Raw genomic sequence first — 17,270 nt, 5'->3', positions numbered from 1 at the left:
CTATCCTGCGGATTGGGCCAGCTTCGCAGCAGGCCCGGCGGATTGTCCGGCCCGGACACGGGGGATGATCTCCTCTGCGAAGCGCCGCATCTCGGCCTCGAACGGCTGGAACTGCAGCATGAAGAGCTCAATGCCCGCCGCATGGAACGCCTCGATGCGGGCCGCAACCTCGTCGTAGCTGCCGACCAGCCCCGCGGCCGTGCCGCCGTTGCTGCCGACCCGCGGCGTTTTCTGCATGGTCTGCATCATCACGACCTTCGGGTCCGTGTTCTGCTTCTGGATCGCCTTCATCGGCGCATCCTTTGCGGCGAGGCTCAGCAGCCGCTCGTAAGCGGCTTGCGCCTGCTCCCGGGTTTCGCGCGCGACGACGAAGGCAGACAGGCCGAAACGGAGCGGCGGCGCCGACCCGCGCGGCCGCGCCGCGACGTCGGCAATCAGGCCGGCGACGTCGTCGAGCGGCTGGCCATTGATGAACCAGACGTCGCCATGGCCTGCGACGAGATCGCGCGCGGGCTCGGATTCGCCGCCGACATAGATGGCCGGGCGCTTGCGGTAGAGGCTGGTCGGCCGTAGCGCATAGTCGGAGATGTTGAAGTGATCGCCGCTGAAGTTGAGGCGCTCGCCCTCCATCAGACGGGACACCACGGAGATCCATTCCTTGCCGTAGGCATAGCGCGCATCGTGCTCGGGAAAGCCGATCCCGGCCTTCTCCAGCTCCGGACGATTCCAGGCATTGACCAGATTGATCGCAAAGCGGCCGCGGCTGATGTTCTCGATGCCGAGCGCCAGCTTGGCGAGCACGACGGGGTGATAGAGATACGGCTTGATCGCTGCGATGATCTCGATGCGTTTCGTTAGCGCCGCAATCGCAGCCGCCGCGCTCCAGGCTTCGAGCTGATCGAGATCCTCCTGATGCGGATTGATCGTGTGCTGCGCGATCAACGTCGAGTCGTAGCCAAGCTCCTCGGCCGCGAGGATGAGATCCCGATTGCGCTCCCAGGACGCATCATACGGCTCTTCCGGGTCTTGATGCGCGGCGCGCGGCCCATGCACCAGCGCCCAGATGCCGAAGCGAAGAGGTGCAGCCGTCATTGTGCTCTCCCGTAACTCTCTCGACCTTGAGCGTTCTCGCCAATGGCTGCCGCAAGTTCAAGCCGACCAACATCAAAAGATTTTCTTTGTCGCGCATCCTCGCGGCGACGACAGCAGATCACTGCGGATCGAACGACAATTGAAATACCGCTCTATTTCTGCCGGCCCGATTTCGTGGGACATTTTGCTGGGACGGCAAGTGATTGGCGTCACGTCGCCTGCTTCGAATGCAGTGCGTGAAACGAGGTCTCGCGTCTTGAGCAATATGGAACTGAGCGGTATCGACCGCACTGTGATCGGCGCAAACAGCGCGCCATCGTCGCAAAGCGGCGACAACGCGCTTGCTCCGGCCGTGACCAAGAGCAAGCTTGGCACGCGCGGCCTTCAGCTTCTGTCATGGCTAGCGCCGGTGGTGCTGGTCATCATCTGGGAATGGCTGGCGCAGGCGGGATGGCTCTCGCCGCAAGTCCTGCCCGCACCGAGCAAGGTGATCCGCACCGCTTTCAAGCTTGCAACCACGGGCACGCTGCTCAACGATCTCGGCGTGAGCTTGCTGCGGGCGACGGCGGGCTTTGCGATCGGCGCGGCCGTCGGTGGCGCCCTTGGCATTCTTGTCGGCTTCTCGCGCATCGCCGAAGCTGCCATCGACCGCAGCGTGCAGATGATCAGGGCCATCCCGTTTCTGGCGGCGCTACCCCTGGTCATCGTCTGGCTTGGCGTCGGCGAGACGCAAAAGATCTTCCTTGTGGCCCTCGGCGTCACCTTCCCGATCTACATCAACACGGTCCTTGGCATTCGCCAGGTCGATCCAAAACTGCTCGAGCTCGGCCGCGTCCAGGGCCTCAGCTCCATTCAGTTGATCCGCCGGATCATCTTGCCCGGGGCATTGCCGTCGATTCTCACGGGGGTCCGCTATGCGCTGGCAACCGCGTGGCTTGCGCTGGTCGTGGCCGAAACCATCGGCGCGCAGGCGGGCATCGGCTTTCTCGCCATGGACGCGCGCGAGTTCCTGCGCACCGACGTGATCGTGTTGACCATCGTGATCTATGCGTTGATCGGCGTCGCAGCCGACGGCATCGCCCGCGTCCTCGAACGGCGTCTGCTCGCCTGGCATCCGAACTACGGAGCAGCACGATGAACGCGCATGTCGCTCCGCTGTCGCCCGCTTCATTCGAAACCGGACCGGCTGTCGTCGTCAACAATCTCGTGCGCAGCTACGGCAGCCGCGTCGTGATCGAAAAGCTGAGCCTGCGCATCGAACGGGGCGAGTTCGTTGCGCTGCTTGGCGAGAGTGGCTGCGGCAAGACCACGCTCTTGCGAGCGCTCGCGGGCCTCGATCCCGTTCAAGGCGGCCGCATCGTCGCGCCGCGCCGGCCGGCGGTGGTCTTTCAGGAGCATCGGCTCCTGCCCTGGGACAGCCTCTGGCGCAACGTCTCGCTTGGTTTGCAGGTGCCGGACGCACGCGAACGCGCCGCCGAAGCGCTGACCGAGGTCGGTCTCGGTGATCGGCTCGACGACTGGCCGCGCAATCTCTCCGGCGGACAAGCCCAGCGCGTCGCGCTTGCCCGCGCGCTGGTGCAGCAGCCGGAGCTGCTGCTGCTTGACGAGCCGTTTGCCGCGTTGGACGCGCTCACCCGCATCCGCATGCATGAGCTCGTTCGCGTGCTCGTCGCCAACCATCAGCCGGGCGTTCTGCTTGTCACGCACGACGTCGATGAGGCGATTGCGCTCGCCGACCGCATCCTGGTGATGCGGAACGGCGCCATCGCTTACGAGCACCGCGCCGCGCGCAACGGCTCGACACCCATCTCACGTAGCGAGCTCCTTGGCGAGCTCGGCGTGAATTCGCGTTCCACCCACTAATTTAGCGGAAGGCAATTATGTCCGACTCTCCAATCGCCAAGCCGTCCCGCCGCAGCTTTCTCAGCACCGCGGCCTTCGGCGTCGGCGCCCTCGCCGGCTTGAACCTCGGCGATTTTGCCGAGGCCGCCACTGGCCGTACGACCGACACAGTCCGCCTGACCTGGGGTCTCGGCGGCCTCAACGTGATCGCCAAGGAGCGCGGCGAGTTCGAGAAGGTGCTGGCCAAGGACGGCATCAAGGTCGAATGGCTCGGACCCTTCCCGAACCATGCGCCGACATTGCAGGCGGTGACCGGCGGCAGCGCCGACTTCAGCTTCGGCGGCAGCACGACGCCGGCGCTGGCCGCGATCATCGCAGGTTCGCCGCTGGTGTTCACCCAGTTCGTGGTCTACGAGCCCCGCACCACCGCGATCATCGCCAAAGACGGCTCCGGCATCGACAAGATCGAGGACCTCGTCGGCAAGTCGGTCGCGGTCAACCGCTCCGGCCTCGGCGAATTCCTGCTGGTCGCCGCGCTCGAGAAGCACAAGGTCGATCGCTCCAAGGTCAAGTTCGTCTATCTCAATCCCCCCGATGCGGCGCCCGCGCTCGCCTCCGGCAAGGTCGACGCCTGGTCGATGTGGAGCCCCGGCGTCGATATCGCGCGGCTCGAATACAAGGCGCACGACATCTTCCTGGAGGGCCGGGACCTCGCCTTCCAGATCGATTACACCTCCTACCTCACCACCCGCAAATTCGCGACCGACAATCCCGCGCTTGTGCGCGCCGTGAACGACGCGTTTCGCGCCGAAGGCAAGTGGATCTCGGAGAATGGGAAGGAGGCGGAGTACATCGCCCAGAAGGTGGGCAAGTACAGCGACGAGGTCCGCGATCAGTTCATCGCACTGAAGCGGCAATACCACTACTACGCGGTCAATGATGAGCGCTTCATCAGCGAGCTGCAAAAGGCCGCCGACTGGCTCGTCGCGCGCAAGGTTCTGCCCGAGCCGGTCAAGGTGACCGACCATCTCGCCCAGCTCTAGGAACGTGACCAACAGGCCGATCATGAACAAGACCGTATCCGCCCCCTCTCTCGGTACATCGGAGCCCCTCAAGACCGGCTCGCCGGAGCTGGAAGCACTGCTCAACCAGATCGCGGAAGGCGCGAGCGCGCGGGAACGCGATCGCGTGCTGCCCTTCGAGATCATCGATCTCATCCGCCGCGCCCGTCTCGGCGCGTTGCGGCTTCCGGTGAACGCCGGCGGCGCCGGCAGCACGATCCGCGATCTCTTCGCTTTCGTGATCCGGCTCGGCGAAGCCGACGCCAATGTCGCGCACATTCTGCGCAATCATTTCAGCGTGGTGGAGCGATTGGTGCGTACGCCCAAGGACGATCAGAGCCGCGATTGGCAGAAGGCGGTCGCCGAAGGTGCCATCATCGGGCTTGCCACCACCGAACTCGAAAGCCCGCGCGTCGGCAATGTCACGCCGGGCACCACGTTTACGCCGGATGCAAATGGCGATTTCCTGCTGAACGGCACCAAATATTACAGCACGGGCACGTTGTACTCGGACTACGTCCTGGTGCGCGCGGCCGACCCATCGGGAGCAACCGGCGCGACCATCGTTCCAATCAAGCGCGAAGGCATCGAGCTGGTCGATGATTGGGATGGCCTCGGGCAACGCCTCACGGCGACCGGAACGACCCACTTCCGCAACGTCAAGGTCAAGCGCCAGGAAGTGGTGTTCGACACGCCGGAGGGCGGTTATGGTGTCCCTTATTCCAACACGTTCGCGCAGCTGTTCCTGACCGCGATCGTTGCCGGCATCGCGCGCGCGACCCTGCGTGATGCCACCGCACTCATCCGTTCTCGCAAGCGCACCTTCTATTATGCGCCCACCGAAGTTCCGACCGATGATCCCCTGCTTCAGCAGACCATCGGCCAGATCGCAAGCGGTGCGTTTGCGGCCGAAACAGTCGTGCTGGCGGCTGCCGAGGCACTCGACGTCGCGACCGATGCCTTCGATGCCGGCGCTCCGAACGCGGCAGACGCCGCGCACACGGCGGCTCTGTTCTCAGCCAAAGCAAAGATCATCGCCGACGACTTCGCCATCCGCGGCGGCAGCCTGTTGTTCGACGTTGGCGGCGCGTCCGCGACCAAGAAGGTCACGAATTTCGACCGTCACTGGCGCAATGCGCGCACGCTGTCCTCGCACAATCCGACCACCTACAAGGCGCGCTCGATCGGCCAGTACGAAATCAGCGGCACACCACTGCCGGCGAAGGGCTTCTTCTAGTCGGGAAAGGCGCCTTCGACGGCCAGACACAAGGAGGTCAGGACATGGGAAGGCCGGATATCCATCTCGTCACTGACGGCGACGAGATCGAGCATCAGTTCCGCGCCGTGATGCGCCGGCTTCCCGGCGGCGTCAGCATCATCACGGCCGGTCGTGACGACGACATTACCGGGATGACGGTGACGTCCCTGACGTCGCTGAGTGCAAGTCCGCCGCGCGTCCTGGTCAGTGTCAACCGACAGGCGTCATCCTTCGCTCGCATCGAGCGCTACGGCACGTTCGGCGTTAATATTCTCGGCTCTGATCAGCAGGATCTGGCGGACCGATTCAGCGACGGCCGCCTGAAGGGTCCTCAGCGCTTCGAAGGCATCCCATGGTCGGCCGGAACGTCCGGGGTACCGCTGCTGGGAAACTCTCTCGCGACCGTCGAATGCCGGGTCGAGGAAGTCATCGACCGCTATTCCCACGGAATTATCGTCGGCAGTCTCCTGGGCTTCAACCTATCGCGCGAACTGTCCGGGCTGGTATATTGGAACGGGCAGTACATCGAGATCAAGCACGACTTCGACCTCGACTTGCTCGCCGAGATCAGCATTCCGCTGGCGCATGTGAGGTGAGGCAGTATGAAGCACGAACTCCCCCGCGACCCGTCGGGCGATCGGAGTTCCGATAGCTCGACGCAGAAGCGCTGGCAGCTTGAGCAACTCGTTGCCGCACTCCGCGTCTCCCGGGAGGAGACCCACAGCATCCGCCGGGATGGCGAGGCTCGCCGGGCACCGTCGCGCGAGGCCCTTCAAGCGATCCTGGATGGCCTGACCGAAGCGCTATTCCCACGCCATTACGGCCAATTCGACCTCGACGGCGAGAACATCGACTATTTCGTCGGTAACCGCCTCAGCGTAGCGCTCGACGGCTTGTGCGACCAGATCCACCGTGCCGCGCTCTTCATCGGTGACGAACTCACGGCCGGCTTCCGACGTGAGGATGCGATCGAGCTGACACGCCGGTTCGCCTCGCAGCTCCCGGACGTGCGCGGGCTGATTATCAGCGATCTCCGCGCCGCCTTTGTCGGGGACCCTGCAGCACGGAACTTTCCGGAGATCCTGATCGGCTATCCCGGCATGACTGCGATCATCCACCACCGGCTGGCCCACATTCTCCATCAGCTCGGCGCGCGGCTGGTTGCGCGATTGGTGGCGGAGATCGCCCACACAAGGACCGGCATCGACATTCATCCGGGCGCGAGCATCGGGTCCGGCTTCTTCATCGACCACGGCACCGGGGTGGTCATCGGCGAGACTGCCATCATCGGCGACAATGTCCGCATCTACCAGGCCGTGACACTGGGCGCACGCCATTTCCCGACCGACGAGGACGGCCATCTGATCAAGGGCGACGCCCGGCATCCGATCGTTGACGATGACGTCGTGATCTATGCCGGCGCCACCATCCTCGGACGGATCACGATCGGCCGAGGCTCGACCATCGGCGGCAACGTCTGGGTGACCCAGGACGTGCCGCCGAACAGCATCGTGACGCAGGCCACCGCCCGCAACAAGCAGGGTTAGGTCGCCGGCGCCTTCCAGCGCATCAGCCGGCGCTCCAGCGCCTCGAGGATGGCGTTGAAGGTGAGGCCGATCACGGTGATTCCGAGGATACCGAAATACATCTGTGGGATCAGGAAGCTGTACTGGCTGTTGATGATGAGATAGCCGAGCCCGGACTTCGCCCCGACCATCTCGGATGCGACCAACACCAGCATCGCGGAGGCGCTTGCCAGCCGAATGCCGACGAAGATCGTCGGCAGCGACGCCGGCAGGATCACTTTCCGGAACAACTGGCTTGGTGTCGCACCCATTGTCCGTGCGGACTTGATCAGGAGCGGATCGACCTGGCGAACGGCCGAGATCGTATTGAGCAGCAGCGGCCAGGCGCAGCTGTAGACCACCATGGTGACCTTCGAGAGCTCGCCGATCCCTAGCAGCAGGATGAAGACCGGCAGCAGCGCCAGCGGCGCCGTGTTGCGCGCGATCTCGATGATCTGATTCAGGAGGTCGCCAAGCCGGGCGTACCATCCAGTGACCAATCCCAGCGGTACCACCACCGTAACCGCGATCAGGAAGCCGCTCAGTGCGCGCAGCAGGCTTGCGGTGACATCATCATAGAGCTCGCCCGACTGGGCCAGCTGCCAGCCTGCCGCGATGACCTCCGAGAACGGTGGCAGGAACGTCACGTCCACCAGCCCCAGCCGCGGCACGATTTCCCAAACGGCCAGGAACAGCAGCACCAGCAGCGACCGCTGTCCTATGGCGCCGGACCACCGCGCAAGGCTGCCCGTCGCCGCAGCGAGTGCGCCGGCGCGTTGCCTCGCCCGATCCTTTGGGCTTCCCTCGGCGAGTTCGAGCAGCGTCAGAAGCTCCAGATTAGACATGCGCCAACTCCTTCGCTCTCGCTGCACGCTCGCCATCCGGCGCTGGTACCTGTGAGCCCTGTGCCCTCAACACTTCATCGCGCAGCAAGGACCACACTTCGTGTCTGACCTGCCCGAACTGCGGCAATGAGCGGACGTCATCAGTCTCACTGTGTAGCTCGGCGGGAATGTCGACGATCTGCTTGATGCGGCCCGGGCGCGAGGTCATCACCGCCACGCGCTGGCCGAGCACGACGGCCTCGTCGATGCCGTGCGTGATGAACAGGATGGTCTTCCCGGTGCTACGCCAGATCCGCAACAGCTCGCCTTGCAGCGTCTCTCGCGTCTGTGCATCGAGCGCCGCGAACGGCTCGTCCATCAGCAGAACCTCGGGGTCGTAGGCAAGGCTACGGGCGATCGCGACCCGCTGCTTCATGCCGCCAGAAAGCTCATGAGGGTAGCGGTCGGCGAAGCCTGACAGACCGACGAGATCGAGATAGTGCAGCGCCCTCTCCCGCCGCTCCCTGGCTTTCAGGCCGGCGATATCCAGCCCGAACTCGATATTCTGTGCGGCCGTACGCCAGGGAAACAGCGCGTATTGCTGAAACACGATGCCGCGGTCGCGCGCAGGTCCCTCGATGACATTGCCATCGAGCAGGATGCGACCGCTGCTCGGCGCCGTCAGGCCGCCGAGCAGATCCAGCAAGGTCGACTTGCCGCAGCCGCTCGGCCCGACCAGCGCCAGGAATTCGCCGGCGCGAACGTCCAGCGTGATATCGTCGAGTGCGGTGAAGCTCTGCGCCGGCCCGCCATCCTTGCCGCGAACCAGGAATTCCTTGCGCACATGCTCGAAGCGGATCTTGGCCAAGGTCATTTGGCCTCCGCGGTCTTGCCAGGGCGGAAATAGTTGAACTCGTTGGTGTAGAGGTCCGACGGCTTGAGCTGGTCCTGCTTCAGCAAGCCGTCCTTGACCAGCCAGTCGATCCACACCTGAAGTTCGGCATCGCCGATCACGCCGCCTTTTGTCGCCACGCCGGTGCTTTTCCAGTACTTGATCGGCGTTGCGTCCTCATTACGCTTGCGCTCGGCAATGATGCGTTCGAAGCGAGCGCGGACCTGCTCCGGCGGCGTCGCCTGCGCCCAGGCGATGGCACGGGACACGCCCTCGATCAGCTTGCGGGAAGTATTGGGATTCTCCTTGATGAACTTGTCCCGCAACACGTAGGACCCGCCGGTGAAGTTCCCGAAGATGTCCGTGTCTGCAAACAGCCTGCGGATGCCGCCGCGTTCAAGCGCCTTGTCGCGCAGAATACCGTTCAGCGTGGTGACCTCGACCTGCCCCTGCCGCAACGCCTGCTCGCCGGTGACAGGCGGGATCGCGACCAGCGTCACCTGTTTTGCCTCCGCCGGCGTCAGGCCGTTGCGGGCGAGGTACTCGCGCAACACAAATTCGAGGTGAGCCCCGAGCGTGTTAACCGCGACCTTCTTTCCGATCAGGTCGCGCGCGGTCTTGATGGGGCTATCCTCCTTCACATAGTAGCCGTTGTAGGTGTTCTCGTCAGATCCATAGTAGCCCACCACCGCCTTGATCGGCGCCTTGGCGGCGATCAGCTTGATGATGGCGCCGTAGAACGCGCCACCGATATCGATGTCGCCGGTGACGACTGTCTGGATGTCCTGCGGGCCGCTGATGGTGTTGCCGACCCATTTGAGCTTGAGCGGCGCGAGATAGCCGAGATCGTCGGCCAGCTCGATGAAGGTGACCTGCCCGGCCCAGCCCTGATAGCGGATCTCGGTCTTTTCGAGCTGCGGCTCGGCCAGGGCGCTCCCGGCGAGAGCCGTCAGCCCAAAGCCGGCCAGCGCGAGTTGCCGGCCTCTTGTCCGTAGGCCGGCAACCAGGTGGCGCAGCGCTGCGATGGTGATCTTCATTGTGTTCTCTCCTTGCTCGCCTCAGGCGGCTTTCGCCTGCGGCTTCGTCGCCTTGACGCGAGTCACGCTGCTGCGGCCGTCGATGCTGACAGGGACCTCGCCATCGATGGTGGCGCGCCGGACCACGCGGTGCTGGTCGCCATAATCGTTCACGGCGTAATGCTGGGTCGCGCGGTTGTCCCAGATCACCACGTCCCCTTGCCGCCAGTTCCAGCGCACCGTGTTCTCCGGCGCGGTGATGTGGGACTGGAACAGGTCGAACAGCTTTTGGCTGTCGTATTTCGACAGTCCGACGAAGCGCTGGACGAAGTTGCCCAGCACCAACGTGCGCTCGCCGGTTTCGGGATGCACCCGAACGACGGGATGCTCGGTCTCATAGACGGTCGCCGTGAAAACCTCTTCGAATTGCTTGCGGTCGGCTTCGCTCGCGCGAGTCTTGACCGCATAATCATAGGCATTGCTGTGCACCGCCCAGAGCTCGTCCGCGAGCTTGCGCAGCGGCGCCGGCAGATCGAGATAGGACGTCGCCGTATTCGACCAGATCGTGTCGCCGCCGAACTCGGGAATCACGACGCCGCGTAGAATCGAGATCTTCGGATAGGCATCGACGAACGTGACGTCGGTGTGCCACTGGTCGGCGCGGCCGCCTCCGCGCGCGGAGTCGAGTTCGAGGATCGAGGCCGTGCCCTTGGTGGCGCCGACCGTCGGATGCGGCACCAGCTTGCCGAGCCGATGGGCAAAACGCTCCTGCTCGGCATCGTCGAGATGATTCTGGTCACGGAAGAAGATGACCTTGTGCTCAAGCAGCACCTGGTTGATCGCCGCAATCGTCCGATCCGGCAGATCGCCGGAAAGCTTGATGTTCCGGATTTCGGCGCCGATACGCGCCGACCGTTTGACGATATCCGAACACGGAATGACGTTGTCGATGGTGATTCCGTCAGTCATGTCATCTTCCCCCGAGACCGCGATCCATTTGGACAAGGCTCCGCCGTGCGCCGATCGCTGCTGCGACGGCGGAGTGAAAGACAGTGATGTGGCGATCGATCCTCTTGCGGGACTGCCGTCTGCTCTGGCGGCAATCCCGATCTGGCGGGACCTTTCCGTGGAAGCTGCAGCAATGCAGCCTCTTGTTCAGTCAGATGATGCTAACTCAGGGACTTCGGAAATAGCTTCCAAAGTTCGCTGCAGTTGAGAAACAGACGCATCCACGGTCATGGCGTCTTCAGTTGCGACCTTCGCTTCTGCTCTATTCCGCTGCGACGACATTTGGCGAGCGCCAGACGGCCGACGCATAGAGTGACGGCTCGAAGTCGCCGGCGATCGGCCCGTTGATCCGGGTCTCATGCGCCGCAAGGTCGTCGAGGAACAGATCCCTGCTGATGCGCGCGACGACGCCCGGAATGTCGCGCTTGAAACTCGGCACGTCGCCAATCGGCAGGCCGAAGCTGACGAATGCCGCAGGATTGAACACGTGGATGTTCCGCAAGTAGGGCGCCTGGCCCGGCTCCTTCTCCAGGAATTCGTGCCCTGCGCCAAGATAAGGATGCGCGCCCAGGGAATCATCGTGCTCGTCCGCTGCCGGAGAATAGCGGTCGCGCCATAGCAGGATCTCGTCGGCGAAACCGGCGAGCTCCGGACGCTTGGCGAGATCGACCTGATAGCCCGTCCCGGCGATGACGAAATCGAACGCGATGTCGCCTTGCGGCGTGGTTGCAAGCAACCGCCGCCCGAACGGCTTTGCTGACGTCCACGGTGCCGCCAGATGAAGGTTGAAGTTGGGAAACTTGACCGCCCGCGCGATGGCGTCGGGCGGCGGCGTCGATCCGGCGCGACGGAAGCGGATGGCCTGATGCCAGCGGACCGCGTCCGGGAGCGCCCCATGATTGTCATACGCCCCCGGATATCCGCGCGTCCTGATCACGGGCTCCGACGCAATCCTGTCGCGGCGTGCGAAAAGATGCACCTCCCTGGCTCCCGCTTCGAGCGCGACCGCCGCCGCATCGAACGCGGAGGCCGCGCTGCCCAGCACCGCGACCGATTTGTCGCGCAGCTTGCCGAAATCGATCGCCTCCAATGTGTGCGCGTAAAGCTGCTTTGGCAGATTGCGCGACAGCACATCGGGAACGGACGGACCACCGTTGCTTGGAAAACCGCTGGCGAGGATGACCTTGCGCGCGGTCTCGGTCCTTGCCTCGCCGGCGACGTCAAGATGAAGCCGCAAGTGATCCGACGCCGGCTCGATGCGGAGAAGCTTCGTCCGATAGCGCACCTCAATGCCAAGCGTCTTGCGATACCAGTCAAGATAAGCCGCCCAATCCACGCGAGAAATGCGATCGATCGCTTCATATGCGACTGCGCCATGGCGGGCCTCATACCAGGCCTGAAAACTCAGTCCCGGAAGACCAAGCTCAGGTCCAGGCAGGTTTTTCGGCGTCCGCAGCTTGTGCATCCGCGCGCTGCTGAGCCATGGGCCGGTCGACGCCGCATCCTGCGCCGCATCGATCACCGTGACCCTGCCGATGCCGGCACGGCGCAATGCAAAGGCGAACGCGCTTCCGGATTGCCCGCCCCCGACGATGGCGACGTTGTGGTCGACCCCGTGACGATCCGGGACCCAGTTCTCCGGGTCGGGACCAATCAGGCGCAAGGTCTCGCGAGCTGCGGCGTCGATATCAGATTGAAACATGTTGCACCCGGATTTGTCAGCGGAGATGCGATCAAATCGTAGAAGTCAGCGACGCTCAGTCAATGAAATGGATTCGGTTTTGTTTAGCGACCCGAACAACGAACTCACCGCGGGGTCGCCGCGCGTTGAAAGATTTGCGTCGACGGCGCGGAGCGAGCCAGAACGGGCAACGAGACATTCGCTTGCCAGGTCGCCTTCAATCGAGATGATCGGTTCGCGACATCATCTCTTGAATGCGCTCCCGCCGCTAGATTCATGCTCGCCTCGCGCCGAACAACGCAAATCCATTTCATCGACTTTTCTCGCCCCGACGACATAGAGTTCGTCTCGATCAAGCCGTCTCGACGGCGCGTTGGAGATTTTGGAAAGCACGATGTCGACCGCCGGCGTCATCAGCCTCGAACGGGACACGCCCGAGCTTGCACGCACCTACGAGCAGGCGGGCATCCTCCAGTTTCACCATGGCAAATTCCTCATCGGACCGCTGGCTCTCAAGTCCGGTGATCACGTGCTCGATATCGGCGCCGGCACCGGCCGCCTGACCGAATTCGTCGCGGGACTTGTCGGACCCGCCGGCCGCGTGATCGGCATCGACCCCCTGGAGAACCGGATCGCCATCGCGCGCCTGCGCGCATCGCAAACGCTGAGCTTCGATGTCGGCCGCGCCGAGGACCTTTCGCGCTTTAGGCCTGCGGAATTCGACGCCGTCTACCTCAACAGCGTCTTCCACTGGATCGCGGACAAGCGGCAGGCGCTGCGCGAGATCGAACGCGTCCTCAAGCCGGGCGGCCGGATCGGGCTGAATGTGCAGGATCCGACCAAACCTCACGAGTCACGCACCCTGCTCCGCCAGGCCATCGAACAGGCCGGCTTCGGCGAGAGAAGCAGCGAGTCCAACCGCGTGCTCGGGGCCACCGATGAAGAGCTCAAGGCGCTGTTCGCCGAGGCGGGTTTTGCCGACTACAGAAGTGACCTGCGCTCGCTCGTCGATTTCCACGGTGACGTGAATTCGGTGCTCGGCTGGTCCGAAGCCAGCGCATTCGGCAATTTCCTCGGCGACTTTTCGCAAGCGGAACGGGCAACGATCGACACGGCCTTTGCCGCGCTGGTCGAGACGAGGCGCACGCCGGAGGGGCTGCGTCTCAAACGATATCTGCGTTTCGCGTTCGCCCGGAAGCCGGGATCGCAAGCCATCCCTTCCGTCTCCTAGCCGGCCCGGCTTCCTTCCCGGCCCTCGCATCTGGATATTCGAACCATGAGCAACCCACGACAGCTTGTTCTGAACCTCTTCATCTATCCCGACGGCCATCACGAGGCGGCCTGGCGCTACAAGGGCTCGGCGACGGGACGCGTCCTCGATATCGGCTACTATCAAGAGCTCGCGCAGCGTGCCGAAGCCCACAAGTTCGATGCCGTGTTCTTCGCCGACGGTCCGGCGCTCGCCGACAATGTCCGCTATGCCCAGCGCTTCCGCTTCGATCCGATCACGCTGCTGACGGCGATCGCCGGCGCGACCACGCGGATCGGCCTGATCGGCACCGCCTCCACGACGTACACCGAGCCCTACAATCTGGCCCGCCAGTTCGCCTCGCTCGACCATTTCAGCAACGGCCGCGCCGGCTGGAACATCGTCACCACGAGCAGCCCGCAGGCGGCGCAGAATTTTGGATTGCCCGAGCACCCACCGCATCACGAGCGCTACGAGCGAGCGCGCGAATATCTGGACGTCGTCACCCGACTTTGGGATAGCTGGGAGGACGATGCTGTGGTCAACGACCCCTCCTCCGGCGTCTTTGCCGAGACTGCCAAGATCCACGCCATCAAGCATATCGGCAAACATTTCCGCGTGCGCGGACCGCTCAACATCCCGCGGTCGCCGCAAGGGCGGCCGGTCTACGTGCAGGCCGGCTCCTCGGATGACGGCCGCGCCTTTGCTGCGCAATTCGCTGAAGCCATCTTCACCGCGCATCAGACGCTCGCCAGTGCCCAGGAGTTCTACGCCGATATCAAGAAGCAAGCGCGCCAGTTCGATCGCAGCCCGGATCAGATCAAGATCCTGCCCGGCATCAGCCCCTTCATCGGCAGCACGCAGGCCGAGGCCGATCGCCTGCAGGACGAATTCAATGAGCTGATCCAGCCGGAATATTCGCTGACGCAGCTGCGCCAGATGATCGGCGTCGATCTCACCGGCTACGATCTCGACGGTCCCGTGCCACGCCATCTGATCGACACCGCGAGTGCGCGCGGTGTCGCCAGCCGTTTCAAGCTGGTGGTCGACATCGTCGATCGCGAGAAGCCGACGATCCGTCAGCTGGTCCAGCGCCTGGCCGGCGCGCGCGGCCATTGGGTCATTGCCGGCCCGCCGGAAAAGATCGCCGACAACATCCAGGCCTGGTTCGAGAGCGGCGCGGCCGACGGCTTCAACGTGATGCCGCCCTGGCTACCCGGCGGCTTCGATGCCTTTGCCGAGCAGGTCGTCCCGATCCTGCGCAAGCGCGGCCTGTTCCGCGAGGATTACACCGGCACGACGCTGCGCGAGCATTACGGCCTCGCCCGCCCCGCCAGCATCTACTCCAACGAGGTCAAGGCGATTGCCTGACACCTCTCTCCCTCCAAACTGGAAAATCGTAAGAAGACATGAAGACCGCGTTGTTTCTGCTCTCCAGCCTCTTGGCTCTCTCCCCGCTCGCCGCCGAAAGCTCCATGGCCCAGCAACCCGCCAAGCCCGAGCTGCGGGTCGGTTTCGTGCCGGGGCCGTACATCGATGAATTCAAGATCGGCGTCGCGCCCGAGTTGACGCAGAAAGGCTACAAGATCCGGTACGTGGAATTCTCGACCGGCCTTGAAGCCAACAACGCGGTGTTCAAGTCCGAGATCGATGCCAATGTGATGCAACACACGGTCTTCCTCGAATCCTACAACGAGCGGCAGAAGACGGATCTCGTCGGCATCGTCCACGTCCCGACGCCCCCGATGGGCCTTTATTCGAAGAAGCACCCGCTGGGCACGCCGATCAAGCCAGGCTCCAGCGTTGCGGTGCCGAACGATCCGGTCAACCTCCAGCGTGCGCTGTGGGTGCTGCGCGATCTCGGCCTGATCGAGATTCGCGACAGCAAGCCGGTCGACGTCACCGAGCTCGATGTCATCAAGAATCCCGGCGGCATCAAGCTGGTCCCGCTCGAGGCCGCACAGGCGCCGCGAGCGCTCGACGACGTCGACTTCGCCGCCATCCAGGGCAATTTCGCGATTTTCAGCGGGCTGAAGCTGACGAACGCCTTCGCGCTGGAGAAGATGACGACGCCCTATATCAACGTGCTCGCGGTAAAGAAGGCCAACGCAATTGCCGAATGGGCTCAGGACATCGTCGCTGGCTACAAGTCCTCGACGTTCAAAACGGCGATCAAGGCCGATCACTTCTATGACGGCTTCACCTTGCCCGACTACATGAAGTGATGGGATCGCAGCGCCGGTTCCATGCACCACCTGCGGTACGTCGAGGTGCTCGCGCTCCTCACGAATGACTGATTCAACGCTCCCGCGCCCGGTGTACCGCATGAAAATCGTTCCTTACGAAACGTCGCCATGGAATTTTCTGCTCGGACAGATGACAGCTTCAGTGCGATCCAACCAAACTGATCGTCACCAAAGCCAGGCGATGTTCAACGTCTTGTCGCCCGTGATAGCCTTGCCGGGTTCTCGCCCTACAATGTTGTCCGGAGTGAACATGAGCTACATCGTCTCGCTGCATTCATTCATCGCCAGCTGGCTCGAACAGGCACGCGAATGGTTCCAGCGCTCACTGCGGCCGCAGGCGGGCGGCCCGAACGATGAACCAGGCGGCCATCAGGACGACCTTTACGAGATCTTCCTGTTCGGACCTCACGGCTGAGAACTCTGCGCAAGCGCCGGCCCCAAGCTCCCCACTGACACAAAGGTAATCAGACAATGACCGACGCTGCGTTGCAGCTCGCCGAGACTGGCCGCCGCCTCGATGCCATCGACCGCAAGATCCTGACGGTGCTTCAGGAAGACGCCTCCCTCTCGGTGGCCGAAATCGGCGACCGGGTCGGCCTGTCCTCCACGCCCTGCTGGAAGCGCATCCAGCGGCTGGAGGCCGATGGCGTGATCCTGAAGCGCGTTGCGCTGGTCGACCAGAACAAGATCGGCCTCGGCCTTTCGGTGTTCGTCTCGGTGGAAAGCTCGGATCACTCCGATGCCTGGCTGAAGCGTTTCGCCGCAGCGGTCAGCGCCATGCCCGAGGTGATGGAATTCTACCGCATGGCCGGCGACGTCGACTACATGCTGCGCGTCGTCATTCCGGACATGCCGAGCTATGACGTGTTCTACAAGAAGCTGATCCACGCCGTCCCGCTCAAGAACGTCACCTCGCGGTTCGCGATGGAGAAGATCAAGTCGATCACGGCGCTACCGGTGCCAGCAGCGGTGGCGGACTAGAGCGACAGTGGGAAGCGACTCAACGCCAAGCGTATGGCTGGGCGAACTACGGCACGGTGCCATGGCGTACACATGCGTAATGCCTACCAGTTGTCCGATTTGTTCGCCGCCGTCCTCGATTCTACGATGAGGTTGCAGCAGAACTGCTTGAGTGGGCGTCGGGGGTCTATATTGGGACGAAAGCGGAAGGAAACTCTTTCCAAACGCGCCAGAAGGCTTCGTGGGAATGGAGCTGCTTATACAGCGAACTCAGCAGTTTAGGCTCTGGCTGGGGCGGGAGGGATCGAACCTCCGAATGGCGGAATCAAAATCCGCTGCCTTACCGCTTGGCTACGCCCCAACTGGCGACCGGGACCGGCGGAGGCACGGGCTACCGCAGATTCCGTTCGGTCGCAGCCGGTCTATAGGGAGCGGCGCGGCATTTCAACCGCCTGGAGGGGCAAAATACCATCCCCGGGGGCGGCCGCGCCACACTCTATTAAAGGACCGGGCGGCGCCCCGTTCCGACCCCCTACTCCCGCCCATTGAGACCTCAGCCGTTTCATGGGAATACGG

General features: G+C 63.5%; 17 protein-coding genes and 1 tRNA gene. 11 read left to right on the top strand and 7 right to left on the bottom strand.

The window, feature by feature from the left end; translation table 11 throughout:
• Window positions 1-1,092, bottom strand: a complete 1,092-nt coding sequence (locus AC5V87_RS11630; RefSeq protein ID WP_495371043.1) for an LLM class flavin-dependent oxidoreductase — start codon at window positions 1,090-1,092, stop codon at window positions 1-3.
• Window positions 1,093-1,357: 265 nt separating this feature from the next.
• On the opposite strand from AC5V87_RS11630, the gene AC5V87_RS11625 reads away from it, so the two are divergent.
• The 6 genes from AC5V87_RS11625 to epsC are packed head-to-tail and all read left to right on the top strand — an operon-like array spanning window position 1,358 to window position 6,800.
• On the top strand, window positions 1,358-2,230 hold the full coding sequence (locus AC5V87_RS11625) for an ABC transporter permease subunit (RefSeq protein WP_495371882.1): 873 nt from the start codon (window positions 1,358-1,360) through the stop codon (window positions 2,228-2,230).
• Entirely contained in the window at window positions 2,227-2,955 is a 729-nt protein-coding gene (locus AC5V87_RS11620) for an ABC transporter ATP-binding protein (protein ID WP_495371042.1), read from the top strand. Before AC5V87_RS11625 ends, AC5V87_RS11620 begins: the two co-directional genes overlap by 4 nt.
• Window positions 2,956-2,972: 17 nt before the next feature.
• Window positions 2,973-3,977 carry an NrtA/SsuA/CpmA family ABC transporter substrate-binding protein gene (locus tag AC5V87_RS11615; protein ID WP_495371041.1) on the top strand — a complete coding sequence of 335 codons (1,005 nt, stop codon included), beginning with the start codon at window positions 2,973-2,975 and terminating at the stop codon, window positions 3,975-3,977.
• 22 nt (window positions 3,978-3,999) lie between these two features.
• On the top strand, window positions 4,000-5,232 hold the full coding sequence (locus AC5V87_RS11610) for an acyl-CoA dehydrogenase family protein (RefSeq protein WP_495371040.1): 1,233 nt from the start codon (window positions 4,000-4,002) through the stop codon (window positions 5,230-5,232).
• Between the two features lie 44 nt (window positions 5,233-5,276).
• Entirely contained in the window at window positions 5,277-5,849 is a 573-nt protein-coding gene (locus AC5V87_RS11605) for a flavin reductase family protein (protein WP_495371039.1), read from the top strand.
• A gap of 6 nt (window positions 5,850-5,855) precedes the next feature.
• Window positions 5,856-6,800: a serine O-acetyltransferase EpsC gene (gene epsC, locus AC5V87_RS11600; protein ID WP_495371038.1), complete on the top strand. Its 945-nt coding sequence runs from the start codon at window positions 5,856-5,858 to the stop codon at window positions 6,798-6,800.
• On the opposite strand, the gene AC5V87_RS11595 is transcribed toward epsC, so the two are convergent.
• The 5 genes from AC5V87_RS11595 to AC5V87_RS11575 all read right to left on the bottom strand — a co-directional run bounded on the left by AC5V87_RS11595 (window position 6,797) and on the right by AC5V87_RS11575 (window position 12,260).
• Entirely contained in the window at window positions 6,797-7,663 is an 867-nt protein-coding gene (locus tag AC5V87_RS11595) for an ABC transporter permease (protein ID WP_495371037.1), read from the bottom strand. The genes epsC and AC5V87_RS11595 overlap by 4 nt on opposite strands.
• The gene (locus AC5V87_RS11590) at window positions 7,656-8,516 is read right to left on the bottom strand and encodes an ABC transporter ATP-binding protein (RefSeq protein WP_495371036.1); all 861 of its coding nucleotides are present in this window, start codon (window positions 8,514-8,516) and stop codon (window positions 7,656-7,658) included. Before AC5V87_RS11590 ends, AC5V87_RS11595 begins: the two co-directional genes overlap by 8 nt.
• Window positions 8,513-9,571 (bottom strand): ABC transporter substrate-binding protein, encoded by a 1,059-nt coding sequence (locus AC5V87_RS11585; RefSeq protein WP_495371035.1) that lies wholly within the window; start codon window positions 9,569-9,571, stop codon window positions 8,513-8,515. The genes AC5V87_RS11590 and AC5V87_RS11585 overlap by 4 nt, the downstream gene beginning before the upstream one ends.
• 21 nt (window positions 9,572-9,592) lie before the next feature.
• The gene (locus AC5V87_RS11580) at window positions 9,593-10,519 is read right to left on the bottom strand and encodes a TauD/TfdA dioxygenase family protein (protein WP_495371034.1); all 927 of its coding nucleotides are present in this window, start codon (window positions 10,517-10,519) and stop codon (window positions 9,593-9,595) included.
• Between the two features lie 301 nt (window positions 10,520-10,820).
• Entirely contained in the window at window positions 10,821-12,260 is a 1,440-nt protein-coding gene (locus tag AC5V87_RS11575; RefSeq protein WP_495371033.1) for an FAD-dependent oxidoreductase, read from the bottom strand.
• A gap of 508 nt (window positions 12,261-12,768) precedes the next feature.
• Between AC5V87_RS11575 and AC5V87_RS11570 the strand changes: the two genes are divergently transcribed.
• The 5 genes from AC5V87_RS11570 to AC5V87_RS11550 all read left to right on the top strand — a co-directional run bounded on the left by AC5V87_RS11570 (window position 12,769) and on the right by AC5V87_RS11550 (window position 16,715).
• Window positions 12,769-13,470, top strand: a complete 702-nt coding sequence (locus AC5V87_RS11570) for a class I SAM-dependent methyltransferase (RefSeq protein WP_495371032.1) — start codon at window positions 12,769-12,771, stop codon at window positions 13,468-13,470.
• Window positions 13,471-13,515: 45 nt separating this feature from the next.
• Window positions 13,516-14,859, top strand: coding sequence for an LLM class flavin-dependent oxidoreductase (locus AC5V87_RS11565; protein WP_495371031.1), 1,344 nt, complete (start codon window positions 13,516-13,518; stop codon window positions 14,857-14,859).
• 38 nt (window positions 14,860-14,897) lie between these two features.
• The gene (locus tag AC5V87_RS11560; protein ID WP_495371030.1) at window positions 14,898-15,713 is read left to right on the top strand and encodes a MetQ/NlpA family ABC transporter substrate-binding protein; all 816 of its coding nucleotides are present in this window, start codon (window positions 14,898-14,900) and stop codon (window positions 15,711-15,713) included.
• A gap of 271 nt (window positions 15,714-15,984) precedes the next feature.
• Entirely contained in the window at window positions 15,985-16,149 is a 165-nt protein-coding gene (locus tag AC5V87_RS11555) for a hypothetical protein (protein ID WP_495371029.1), read from the top strand.
• A gap of 56 nt (window positions 16,150-16,205) precedes the next feature.
• Complete coding sequence (locus tag AC5V87_RS11550; protein ID WP_495371028.1) at window positions 16,206-16,715, top strand: Lrp/AsnC family transcriptional regulator; 510 nt, start codon at window positions 16,206-16,208, stop codon at window positions 16,713-16,715.
• A 265-nt stretch (window positions 16,716-16,980) separates the two neighbouring features.
• Here AC5V87_RS11550 and AC5V87_RS11545 read toward each other — a convergent pair.
• Window positions 16,981-17,055: transfer RNA gene (locus AC5V87_RS11545), tRNA-Gln, on the bottom strand.
• Window positions 17,056-17,270: the final 215 nt, after the last annotated feature.

It is taken from the genome of Bradyrhizobium sp. SOJA106 (assembly GCF_059448745.1).
Note: the sequence above shows the minus strand (reverse complement) of the source record. Positions and strands in the feature narration are given on the sequence as shown.